The following is a 12,197-nucleotide window of genomic DNA, read 5'->3' on the forward strand; positions in this document are numbered from 1 at the left end:
GTCACCTCAGTCGGCCCATACAGGTGGTGCACGATCGCTTCGGGACAGGCATCCATGACCCGGGCCACCGCCTCGGCCGGAACCACATCCCCACCAGTCAGAACATGACGCAACCCGGCAAAGCACTCCGGAGACTCCTGCGCGAGCACCCGAAACAACCCCGCCGTCACATGCACCGCCGTCACGCCGGCCCCGGCAATCAGGTTCTCCAGGACGCGCCCATCAACCTCGCCTGGCGGAGCCAGCACGACCGTTCCGCCGTTCAGCAGCGGCACCCACAACTCGAGAGTCGACGCATCAAACGCATGCGGCGCGTGGAACAACACTCGCCCGTGGCCGATATCACCCCAACAACCATCCAGCGCCAAGCCCGCTACGGCACCGTGCGTCGCGATCACGCCTTTAGGCACACCCGTCGACCCCGACGTGTACATCACATACACGCCATCCTCAGCCGACACCCCAACAGGAACCGGACCTTTCGAGAATCCCTCATCCGCGCCAAGAAGATCCGACGTGACCGTCAGAACCGGAGCGGAATCCTCCAACAGGAAACTCACCCGCTCAGCCGGATACGCCAGATCAACAGGAACGAACACCGCACCCACTTTGACGATCCCGAGCACGACCACGATCAAATCGGCCGAACGCGGCAACATCACCGCAACCCGATCCCCGACCCCGACACCACGCGATCGCAGGAACCGGGCGAACCCGTTCGACCGGGCATCAAGCTCGCCATAGGTCAGCGACACGTCCCCGTCAACAACCGCGACCTCATCCCGCGAACGCGCCACCACCCGCCCGAACAACCCCGGCACCGTCGCATCAACAACACCGACCCCACCGACATTCACACCCTCGACCAGACGCGACCGCTCACCCTCCAACAGGACGTCGACATCGCCCGCCCGAAGCCGCGGATCCCCCGCGACCTGGATCAGTACTTGGAGGAGCCGGGAGACCAGGGCCTCGGCCGTCTCCCGGTCAAACAGGTCGGTCGCGAACTCCAGGTAGCCGTCCAGTCCGTGTGGACGTCCGCCCTCCGCGCGGCGCTCCCGCAGCCCGACGGCAAGGTCGAACTCGATGGTGGCCAACGGAACCGGGAGCGGAGTCGTGGCCAGTCCCGAAAGGTCCCACGGCGAACTCGGCGTGTCCTCCATGACCATCAGCACTTGGAAGACCGGGTGGCGCGCCAGTGAACGGGTCGGGGTCAGGGCGTCCACAAGGTGCTCGAACGGCAGGTCCTGATGCGCATACGCCGCCAGGTCCACCTCCCGAACCCGGGCCACCAACTCCGCGAACGTCGGATTCCCACCCACATCAGTCCGCAACACCAACGTGTTCAGAAAGAACCCGACCTGATCGTCCAACGCCTCGTCCGTACGACCCGCGATCGGCGAACCCAACGCAATGTCATCACCAGCACCAAGCTGGGACAGCAACACTCCCAAGGCAGCCTGCGCCACCATGAACAATGTCGCGCCGCAATCGCGGGCGACCTCCACCAGCCTGCGGTGTACTTCGGCATCGACCGTGAAGGAAAGCGTTTCACCCTGGTGGCTCGCCACTGCCGGACGCGGCCGGTCGAAAGGCAGCTCCAACTGATCGGGCAGGCCGTTCAGCGCCTCCTTCCAATACGCGAGCTGCTCGTCGAACAAGCCGTTCAACAACTCACGCTGCCAAAGCGCGAAATCGGCATACTGCACCGGCAATGGCGCCCATTCCGGCGGGCCGCCGGCCACACGGGCGGCATACGCCGCCGACAAATCCCGCGCCAGCACCCCCATCGACCAACCATCGGCCGCGATGTGATGCACCACGATCAACAGCACATGCACATCCGCCGCCAACACGAACAACCGCACCCGCCACGGAAGCTCGACTCCCAAGTCGAAGCCCCGGCCGACCTCGGCGGCCATCGCCAGGTCGAGTTCGTCCTCGGTCGTCTCGGCCAGCGCCACGTCGGCGTCCACGTCGTCGGCGATCAGCTGGAACGGAGTCCCGTCGATCTCGGGGAAGATCGTCCGCAAGGCTTCATGCCTGCCGACCACATCAGCCCACGCGGCCTTCAGCGCCGAGGTGTCCAGCCGGCCGGCCAGGCGTACGGCCGCGGCCGTGTTGTAGGCGGCTCCGGCGTCCTCCAGCCGGTTCACGAACCACATCCGCTGCTGCCCGAACGACAACGGCAACCGCTCCGGGCGCCGCTGCACACGAGCGACGGACGGACGGACGGATCCCAGTTCGTCCAGGCGGCCTGCGAGTCCGGCCACCGACGGCGTCTCGAACAACGCCCGAACCGACAACTCGACCCCCAGGACCGCCCTGGCGCGGCTCGCCAGCCGCGTCGCCAGCAGTGAGTCGCCCCCGATCTCGAAGAACCGATCGTCGAGGCTGACCTGCGAAATCCCGAGGACCTCGGCGAACAGTCGGCAGAGGATCTCTTCCTGTGGTGTGCGTGGTGCTCGTCCGGAGGATGTGGAGGTGAGGTCGGGAGCGGGAAGCGCGGTCCGGTCGACCTTGCCGTTGGCGGTCAGTGGCAGCTCGTCCAGGACGACCATCGCGGCGGGCAACATGTAGTCCGGCAACCGCTCAGCCGCGAACTCCCGGACGCTCATCACATCGTCCGCAGTACCGACCAGGTAGGCGACAAGGCGCTTGTCCCCCGGCCGGTCTTCGCGTGCCACGACCGTTGCTTGTGCGATTTCGGGGTGGCTGGTCAGGACGGCTTCGATCTCGGCAGGCTCGATCCGGAAACCCCGGATCTTGACCTGATCATCCACACGGCCCACGAACACCAAACGGCCGTCACGATCCCAACGGACCAGGTCACCGGTGCGATACATGCGCCCACCGAACGGACACGCCACAAACCGCTCAGCCGTCAACCCCGGCCGATCGAGATACCCCCGTGCCAACCCACGCCCAGCAACATAAAGTTCCCCAGCCACGCCAGGAGGGACCGGCCGCAAACAACCATCCAACACGAAAACCTGGACACCATCCCGCGGACCACCGATCGGCAGCACCTGCGGAGGTTCATCGACCGTGAACGTCGTCGCACACAACGTCACCTCAGTCGGCCCATACAAGTGACGGACAGTCACCCCGGGACAAGCCTCGACCACCCGGGCCACCGCGTCCGCCGGAACCACATCCCCACCCGTCAGAACATGACGCAACCCGGCGAAACACTCCGGAGACTCCTGCGCGAGCACCCGAAACAACCCCGCCGTCACATGCACCGCCGTCAGCCCAGCCCCGGCGATCAGCGACTCAAGGCCATTCCCATCAAGCTCCCGCGACGGAGCCACCACGACCGTCCCACCGTTCAGCAGCGGCACCCACAACTCGAGAGTCGACGCATCAAACGCATGCGGCGCATGGAACAGAACCCGACCGGCACCGATGTCCCCCCAACAACCATCCAAAGCCAGCCCCGCCACGGCGCCATGCGTGGCCATCACACCTTTGGGCACACCCGTCGAACCCGACGTGTACATCACATACACGCCATCCTCAGCCGACGCCCCAACAGGAACCGGGCCTTTCGAGAATCCCTCATCCGCGCCAAGGAGATCCGACGTGACCGTCAGAACCGGGGCGGAATCCTCCAACAGGAAGCTCACCCGCTCAGCCGGATAAGCCAAATCGACGGGAACGAACACCGCACCCGCCTTCACCACACCCAGCAACACCACAATCAAATCGGCCGAACGCGGCAACATCACCGCAACCCGATCCCCACCCCCGACACCACGCGACTGCAAGAACCGCGCGAACCGATTCGACCGGGCATCAAGCTCACCAAAGGTCAACGACACGTCCCCGTCAACAACCGCGACCTCATCCCGCGAACGCGCCACCACCCGCCCGAACAACCCCGGCACCGTCGCATCAACAACACCGACCCCACCAACATTCACACCCTCGACCAGACGCGACCGCTCACCCTCCAACAGGACATCGACATCGCCCACCCGAAGCCCCGGATCCCCCGCGACCTGGATCAGTACTTGGAGGAGCCGGGAGACCAGGGCCTCGGCCGTCTCCCGGTCGAAGAGGTCGGCGCTGTACCAGAGGGCTCCATCGATGCCGGTCGGTTCCCCTCCCGGAGCATGCCGCTCGCGCAGGCTGAGGTAGAGGTCGAACAGCCCGAACGACAACTCGTTCCGGGCGGACTCGACGCCCACTCGTTCCGGCGAGACGACCAGTCCCGGCAGGTCCCAGCACGCATCCGGCGCGTCCTCCATCACGATCAGCACCTGGAACAGGGGGTGGCGCGAAAGCGAACGGGCCGGAGCGACGGCGTCCACCAGGTGCTCGAACGGCAGGTCCTGATGCGCATACGCCGCCAGGTCCACCTCCCGAACCCGGGCCACCAACTCCGCGAACGTCGGATTCCCACCCACATCAGTCCGCAACACCAACGTGTTGGCCAGGAATCCGACCAGGTCGTCGAGTGCCCGATCGGTTCGGCCCGCGATCGGGGAGCCCAGCGGGATGTCGTCCCCCGCCCCCAGCCGGGACAGCAGCACCGCCATCGCGGCCCGCATCACCACGAACGGCGTGGTGTCGCTTGAGGCGGCGACCTTCAGGAGCCGTCGGTGGAGATCCGCGTCCACAACGACCCCGACCGACGCGCCGCGTCGGGAGGCCGCGGCGGGGCGCGGGCGGTCGCCCGGCAGCTGAAGTTGCTCGGGAAGTTCGGCCAGGGCGGCGCTCCAGTACGCGCGCTGGCGTTCGACCAGGCTGTCCGGGTCGTCCTCGTCGCCCAGCAGCCGGTGTTGCCAGAGCGCGAAGTCGGCGTACTGCACCGGCAAGGCCGCCCACTCCGGCTCACGCCCGCCGGCCCGCGCCGCGTACGCCACCGACAGGTCCCGGGCCAGGACACCCATCGACCAACCATCGGCCGCGATGTGATGCACCACGACCGACAGCACATGCACATCCGGCGCCAATGCGAACACCGTCGCTCGCCAGGGCGGCTCGGTCCCGATGTCGAAGCGCCGCGCGGCATCGTCGGCCAGCGCCTCGGCCAGCGAGTCCTCGCCGGTGGCGAGGACGGCCGGCTCGATCCGGGCTTCGGCGGGAGTCAGGATCAGCTGGCGGGGTTCGCCGCGCTCATCGGGAAAGATCGTCCGTAGCGTCTCGTGCCGCAGGGTGACATCGGCGACCGCCGCTTGGAGCGCGTCAATGTCCAAGGCGCCGCTCATGCGGACGGCCATCGCCATGTGGTAGGCGGCGCCCGCGTCCTCGAGCCGGTCGACGAACCACATTCGTCGTTGCCCGAAGGACAGGGGAAGAATCTCCGGGCGTTTCTCGGCGACCACAGGTGGCCGGAACTCGCCACGATTCTCGCGGTAACGCCGGTCTGCGCCCATGCCCGCCCTCTTTTGTTCCGCGCCGCCTGGGATCTATTTGCGTCTGCAGCCGCTCAACGCCCTCCGCACAGTAACCAGAACGACCGGGCGTCCAATAGTGCGGAGTTCGACAGGTAATTGACCGGACCAGGAACGGCACGGACTCGAAGGACCGCACCGCGAGAGGCATTGAGTCGTACGGGTCTCCCGTTTACGGAACGATCCACAAGCTGAAATGCCATGCGCGGGAAGACCGGTCCGGCGGGTTCGCCCTTGGCGGGGTCAGGTCACATCCGGGGAAAGCGGACGGCGACCTCGAGGCCGCCTTCGGGGGGTGCCTCGGCGTGCAGGTCGGCGTCATGCGCGGTGACGATGGCGGCGACGATCGAGAGGCCGATGCCCTGCCCGTCCCGGCCGCCCAGCCGTGTCGCCGCGAGCCGCTGGAACGGCTGGAAGATCGTGTCGACCTGGTCGGCCGGGACGACCGGGCCGGTGTTGCGCACCACCAGTTCGGAGCGTCCGTCGCGGACCCCCGTCCGGATCGTGATCCGGCCGCCGGGCACGTTGTGCCGGACGGCGTTGTCGACCAGGTTCACGATCAGCCGTTCGACCAGCGGTGGATCGCCTAGCACGTGGGCGGAGTCCAGTGCGACGTCGAACGTCGGCGGATCCGCCACCACGTCCCGCCGGGCGAGGTCCAGCACCTCACCGGCGATGATCGCAAGGTCGAGACGGGTGCGCCGGTCGAGGCCGCGCTGGCTGCGGGCCAGCGTCAGCAGCGCCTCGATGAGTTTGCCCTGACGCTGGTTGCTGCCGAGGACGCGCTTGCAGGCGTCCCGCAGTTCCGCGGCCGTGGCGTTCGGGTCGGCGAGCGAGACCTCGAGCAGGCTGCGCTCGTAGGTGAGCGGGGTGCGCAGTTCGTGCGAGGCGTTGGCGACGAACCGGCGTTGCGCCTCGAACGCGCCCTCCAGGTGGTCCAGGAGGTCGTCGAAGGTGTCGGCGAGACCCTTGAGCTCGTCGTCGGGGCCCGTCAGGCTCAGCCGGCGATGCAGGTCGTTCGCCGAGATCGCCCGCGCGTTGTCGGTCATGCTGCGCAGCGGGCGCAGCGCCCGCCCGGCCATCAGCCAGCCCAGCCAGACCGAGCCGACCGTCATGACGGCGAGTGCGATGCCGGACGCGGTGAGCAGGTCGCGCAGGTAGTCAGCCCGCTGCCGCGCAAGCTCGGCCCTCAGGTCGGGCATCGTCGGCGCCTTCGGTCCGGGCCCGAGCCCCCCGGGCGGGCTCGGCAGAACGGGCGCCTTGGGCGGGTCGACCGCGGACCAGGGCGAGGCGTGCGCCACCAGCACGTAGACCACGGTGAGCAGCACCAGGCCGCTCACCAGGAACAGCACTCCGTACAGGAGCGTGAGACGCAGCCTAATCGACACGGTGGGCGCGATCCATCAGATCCGGTAGCCGACCTGGGCGACGGTCTCGATCAGCGGTGGGTCGCCTAGCTTGCGCCGCAGCCTGCTGACCGTCACCTTCACCGTGCCGGTGAACGGGTCGGTCGCCTCGTCCCAGGCCCGCTCGAGCAGTTCCTCGGCGGACACGACCCTGCCGCCCGCGGCGAGCAGCAGCTCCAGGACCGCGAACTCCTTGGGGCTGAGGTCGAGCCGGTTGCCGCCACGCAGGACGACCCGCCTTCCGGGATCCAGCTTGAGCTCCCCGTGCGCGAGCACCGGCGGAACCGCGGGCTGGGCGCGCCGGGCCAGGGCCCGCACGCGCGCCACGAGCTCGGCGAACGCGAACGGCTTGGGCAGATAGTCGTCGGCCCCGAACGCCAGGCCCTCGACCCTGTCCTCGATGGTGGACGCGGCGGTCAGCATCAGCACCCGCGCCGGGTACCGCTGCGAGACCAGGGTCCGGCACACGTCGTCGCCGTGCGTTCCCGGCAGGTCGCGGTCGAGCACGACCACCTCGTACCGGTTCACCGACGTGCGCGCCAAGGCCGCCGTCCCGTCCAGGGCGACGTCCACGGCCATCCCCTCGCGGCGCAGGCCCGCGGCCAGCGTCTCCGCGAGCTCCTGATGATCCTCGACGACGAGAACGCGCATGGGGCCACCGTTTCCAGACAGCTGGACGTGTCCATTCTTACCGGTGAGCGGTTACAGCGGCGTAACGGCCCTTGTTCCGGGGTGGTAACCGCTCTCTTGGTGCACTGGTCTCTCCACCACCCGACGACATGACGGGAGCGAACAATGGACGCGCCTTCCGAGGAGGAGGCCCGCCACCGGTGGACCGGCCGGCGGATCACAGTGCCAGTTTGCCTCGCCGCGGCGGCCGTCACGGCCTTCGCGGTCGCCCAGACGACATCGGTTCACGCCGGGGACAACGATCGGCGGGTGAGTCTGAGTGCTCAGTCGCAGGCACAACCGGCAACACAACCGAAAGCGCGGTCGCTGGAACGGTCGCGGCCGGCACAGGGGAAGGCCGGTGGCCAGGACCGGGCCGAGGCGTTCACCGCCTGCATGAGGTCGCACGGGGTCACGGACTTCCCCGGGATCACCGTCGGCAAGGACGGGACGGTCCAGCTCAGGAACGGCGGGTCGGTCAACCCGCTCTCACCGACCTACAAGGCCGCGGCCAGGGCATGCGCCTCGCTGCTGCCGAAGGGCAGCGCCCTGCCGGGCGATCCCGCTCCACCGAGCCCGTCGGCGCCGACGCTGACGCCCGCGTGTGAATCGGGATGCCCGGCGCCGCCGAAGGCGCCGGAACTCCCCTTCTGACCTGGAGGTAAGGGCCGGAACGCCTTTCTTCTCGGCCCACAAACCGGGCGAGTCCAATTGCGCAAATTGCGCAGTTGGACTCGCCCGAAGCTCGATGTGCGGGACGCCACCGGACGCCCCGCGTATTCGCATGTCCACACACAAGGGACGCGCACGAAATCCGGATTCTTGCCATGCCCGAACGCCGTCAACTTCGAACGCGCGCCCCATGTCCTACCAATCCCCTGTCACCTGCATGTAACCGGCATGCCGTCAGGCTTGAGACGTGATAAGAAATCGCTTTCTCGCCACGGCAGTGCTTTCCATTCCCCTCGTCCTCACGGCGGCGACCGGCTGCGGATCCGGAGAGAAGCAGTCGGCCACCCCCACCCAGTCGGCCGCCGCCGAACAGGACAAGCTGACGAAGTTCGCCCAGTGCCTGCGCCAGCACGGGCTCGACGTCGAGGACCCCAGACCCGGCTCGCCGGGCATACAGATCAAGTCGGGCCTCGACGACAAGACCAAGGTCGACACCGCCACCAAGGCGTGCCGGGCGTACAACCCCGTCGGCGACATCGACTCGCCGGGAATCGCGCAGCAGGACCGGAACCTCAAGGTCGCTCAGTGCCTCCGCAAGAAGAACATCCGGGTCTCCGACCCCAAGGACGGCCAGGGTGTGCAGATCGAGGGCAAGCCGGGTGAGCAGCCGAGGGCCGACCAGGCGATGAAGGAGTGCCTCAAGGAGGTACCCGACTTCGTCCCGGGCGCCGGGGGCTGACCCGATGACACTGCTCGAACCCGGCGCGTCCGATGCCTCCGGCGCGCCTGGCGCGTCTGACGCGTCCGGTGTCTCCGGCGCGTCCGAAGCGTTCATCCCTGAAACCGACACGCCCGACTCCGGATCGCCGGTCCGGCGTTCATCGCCCCACCGGGCCCTCCGCTGGGCGGTCGCGCCCGTCGTGCTCCTGGGCGCGGTCGGCACCGCCGTGGCGCTGCGGGGTGGATCGGACGACGGCGGTGCACCCGCGCCCGCGACGACCACCGTGGAGGTCGTCCGAACCGACCTCGCGGCCCACACCAAGCTCGACGGTCTGCTCGGCTACGCGGGCGCCTACACCGTCCTGGCGATCGGGCCCGGCAGTCTGACCTGGCTGCCGTCGATCGGGGCGGTGATCAGGCGGGGCGAGGCCGTGTACGGCCGCGACGCCGACAGGATCCCCCTGTTCTACGGTGCCATGCCGTTCTGGCGCACGTTGCGCCCGGGGATCGCGGACGGCCGCGACGTCCTGGACCTGGAGCGCAACCTGGTCGCGCTCGGGTTCGGAGCCGGGATGAGCCCGGACGACCACTTCGACGCCGACACCGAGGCGGCGGTCCGGCGCTGGCAGCACCACCAGGGCATGCCCGGGTCCGGGACCGTCGAGGTCGGGGACGTCGTCGTCCAGCCCGGGGCCCTGCGGGTCACCGGCGTCCAGGCCGTCCCCGGCGACCCGTCGCGGGGGCACATCATCACCGCGTCCGGCGACCGGCGGGAGGTGACCGTGAACCTGCCGGTCGGCCAGCAGGAGATCGCCTCGCGCGGCGCGGCCGTGCGCGTGGAACTGCCCGGCGGCCGGACCGAGGCGGGCCACATCGCGATGGTCGGCACCGTCGCCAGGAGCGCGGGAGGCGGGGGTGGGGGTGGAGGCGGGGGTGGGGGTGGAGGCGGAGGTGACGTCCGTCAGTCCCAGGCGGGCGAGGGCACCCAGACGGCCACGGTTCCCGTCTCCATCACGCTCGACCGTCCCTCCGGCGCAGGGCGTCTCGACGGCGCGCCCGTCACGGTGGCGTTCACCAGCGACCGGGTGGCGAACGCCCTCGCCGTCCCGGTCAGCGCGCTGCTCGCGACGCAGGACGGTGCGTACGCGGTCAGGGTGATGGACGTCCAGGGTCGCCCAAGACTGGTGAAGGTCGCACTCGGCCTCTTCGCCGACGGCAAGGTCGAGGTCAGGGGCGACCTCACCGAGGGACAGAAGGTCGAGGTGCCCCGCTCATGACCGGCTCACTCTCCGCCGGAGGGCCCATCGTCGAACTCCAATCGGTCTCCAAGGACTACCCCGGGGGCGTGCGGGCGTTGCGCGGGGTGTCGCTCAGCATCGGGCCGGGAGAACTGGTGGGCGTCGTCGGGCCGTCCGGCTCCGGCAAGTCGACCCTGCTCCATCTCATCGGCACGCTCGACCGGCCGAGCGCGGGCCGGATCCGCATCCGCGGCCACGATGTCGCCGGGCTGCCCGACCGTCGGCTGGCGGCGATCCGGGCACGCTGGATCGGCTTCGTGTTCCAGCAGTTCATGCTCACCGACCATCTGACGGCGGTCGAGAACGTGGCAACCGGCCTCCTCTACCACGGTGAGTCGCCCCGCCGCCGCGAGGCGCTCGCCCGCGAGAGCCTGGAGCGGGTCGGACTCGGCCACCGGATGCTCCACCGCCCAGGCCAGTTGTCCGGCGGCGAACGGCAGCGCGTCGCGATCGCGCGGGCGCTGGCCGGGCGGCCGCCGCTGCTGCTCGCCGACGAGCCGACCGGCAATCTCGACTCGGTCTCCAGCGCCGGGATCGTCCGCCTGCTCACCGAGCTGCGCGAGGACGGCACGACGGTCGTGGTCATCACCCACGCCGCCGAGATCGCGGACGCGATGGCCCGCCGCGTGGAGATCCTCGACGGCCGTGTCGCCGCGGACTCGGCCACCGGCCCGTACGCGGCGTCCGCCCAGGGGCCGGGTGGCGCGGTGTCGGAGGCCGGGACATGAGCGACCCGGTGACCGCGCCGCTCCCCGAGCCGGCCCGCCTGCGGGCCGGGGATCTGGGCCTGGTCGGGCTGGCCGGGCTGCGGGGGCGGCCCCTGCGCGCGGTGCTGTCGGCACTGGGGATAGCGATCGGGATCGCGGCGCTGGTGGCGGTCCTCGGCCTCAGCAGCGTGAGCCGGGCCGGACTGCTGGAGCAGATCCACCGGCTGGGCACCAACATGCTGACGGTCCAGCCCGGCCGGACGATGCTGGGCGAGTCGGCCTCGCTGCCGCTGGACGGGCCGGACATGGCCCGGCGGGTCTCCGGGGTGACCTCGGCCTCGGCGGTCGGCAACGTCCCGGACGCGACGGTCCGCCGCACCGACAGGATCGATCCGTCGGAGACCAGTGGGATCGCCGTGCAGGCGACCCGGCTCGATCTGCTCGCGACGTTGCAGCGCGAGGGCGACGGCACCCGCGTGGTGCGTTCCGGCACGTTCCTGAACGAGGCGACGTCCCGCTATCCGGCGGTCGTGCTCGGCTCGGTGGCGGCTTCACGACTGGGCGTCGACGGGGCGGGCCGGCAGGTCTTCCTGGGCGGGCGGTGGTTCACCGTGATCGGCGTCCTCGGCAGCCTCCCGCTCGCGCCCGAGATCGACCGGTCCGCCCTGATCGGCTGGCCGCAGGCCGCCGGGCTCGGCTTCGACGGCCACCCCACCACGATCTACGCCCGAGCGGACGACGCGGCGGTGCCGTCCGTCCGCGACGTGCTGGGCCGCTCCGTCGACCCGGAGAACCCCGAGCAGGTGCAGATCAGCCGTCCCTCGGACGCGCTCACCGCCGCACTCGCCGCCAAGTCGACCTTCAACACGCTGTTCCTCGGTCTCGGCGCGGTCGCGCTGCTGGTCGGTGGCATCGGCATCGCCAACATCATGGTGATCTCGGTGCTGGAACGCCGCCGGGAGATCGGGCTGCGGCGGGCGCTCGGCGCGACCCGGCGGCAGATCAGGCTGCAGTTCCTCACCGAGTCGGTGACCCTGTCACTGCTGGGCGGGACCGCCGGGTTGCTCACCGGGATCGGGATCAGTCTCGCGTACGCGCTCCATCGCGGATGGCCACCGGTGCTGCCGGTCCAGGCGATCGCCGCGGGCGCCGCGGCGGCGGTCGCGATCGGGGCGGTCGCGGGGCTGTATCCCGCCCGCCGTGCCGCCGCGCTTCCGCCGACCGAGGCCCTCGCGGGCTCATAACCGCCCGTGTCCAGGTTCCGCCGTTGTCGCCGCTCGGCGGCTGCTACACAATGACTTCCATTGTCAATCTCTTGTTTCA

The 12,197-nt window shown here is 69.5% G+C and carries 8 protein-coding genes; 5 read left to right on the forward strand and 3 right to left on the reverse strand.

Annotation, left to right across the window (positions count from 1 at the left end; genetic code table 11):
* The 3 genes from AB0L06_RS41385 to AB0L06_RS41395 form a co-directional block, all read right to left on the reverse strand.
* A partial coding sequence (locus AB0L06_RS41385) for an amino acid adenylation domain-containing protein (protein ID WP_500237011.1) occupies positions 1–5,384 on the reverse strand: 5,384 nt, incomplete at its 3' end.
* A 266-nt stretch (positions 5,385–5,650) separates the two neighbouring features.
* Positions 5,651–6,790 (reverse strand): sensor histidine kinase, encoded by a 1,140-nt coding sequence (locus tag AB0L06_RS41390; protein ID WP_500237013.1) that lies wholly within the window; start codon positions 6,788–6,790, stop codon positions 5,651–5,653.
* A gap of 15 nt (positions 6,791–6,805) precedes the next feature.
* Positions 6,806–7,459: a response regulator transcription factor gene (locus AB0L06_RS41395; RefSeq protein WP_500237015.1), complete on the reverse strand. Its 654-nt coding sequence runs from the start codon at positions 7,457–7,459 to the stop codon at positions 6,806–6,808.
* Between the two features lie 414 nt (positions 7,460–7,873).
* On the opposite strand from AB0L06_RS41395, the gene AB0L06_RS41400 reads away from it, so the two are divergent.
* The 5 genes from AB0L06_RS41400 to AB0L06_RS41420 all read left to right on the forward strand — a co-directional run bounded on the left by AB0L06_RS41400 (position 7,874) and on the right by AB0L06_RS41420 (position 12,118).
* Positions 7,874–8,131 carry a hypothetical protein gene (locus tag AB0L06_RS41400; RefSeq protein ID WP_500237017.1) on the forward strand — a complete coding sequence of 86 codons (258 nt, stop codon included), beginning with the start codon at positions 7,874–7,876 and terminating at the stop codon, positions 8,129–8,131.
* A gap of 295 nt (positions 8,132–8,426) precedes the next feature.
* Positions 8,427–8,888: a hypothetical protein gene (locus AB0L06_RS41405; RefSeq protein ID WP_500237019.1), complete on the forward strand. Its 462-nt coding sequence runs from the start codon at positions 8,427–8,429 to the stop codon at positions 8,886–8,888.
* Between the two features lie 4 nt (positions 8,889–8,892).
* Positions 8,893–10,146, forward strand: a complete 1,254-nt coding sequence (locus tag AB0L06_RS41410; protein WP_500237020.1) for a peptidoglycan-binding protein — start codon at positions 8,893–8,895, stop codon at positions 10,144–10,146.
* Complete coding sequence (locus AB0L06_RS41415; RefSeq protein WP_500237021.1) at positions 10,143–10,895, forward strand: ABC transporter ATP-binding protein; 753 nt, start codon at positions 10,143–10,145, stop codon at positions 10,893–10,895. The genes AB0L06_RS41410 and AB0L06_RS41415 overlap by 4 nt, the downstream gene beginning before the upstream one ends.
* The gene (locus AB0L06_RS41420; RefSeq protein WP_500237022.1) at positions 10,892–12,118 is read left to right on the forward strand and encodes an ABC transporter permease; all 1,227 of its coding nucleotides are present in this window, start codon (positions 10,892–10,894) and stop codon (positions 12,116–12,118) included. The genes AB0L06_RS41415 and AB0L06_RS41420 overlap by 4 nt, the downstream gene beginning before the upstream one ends.
* Positions 12,119–12,197: the final 79 nt, after the last annotated feature.

The sequence above is a fragment of the Spirillospora sp. NPDC052269 genome (assembly GCF_040679435.1).
In the GTDB taxonomy this organism is placed as follows: Bacteria; Actinomycetota; Actinomycetes; order Streptosporangiales; family Streptosporangiaceae; genus Spirillospora.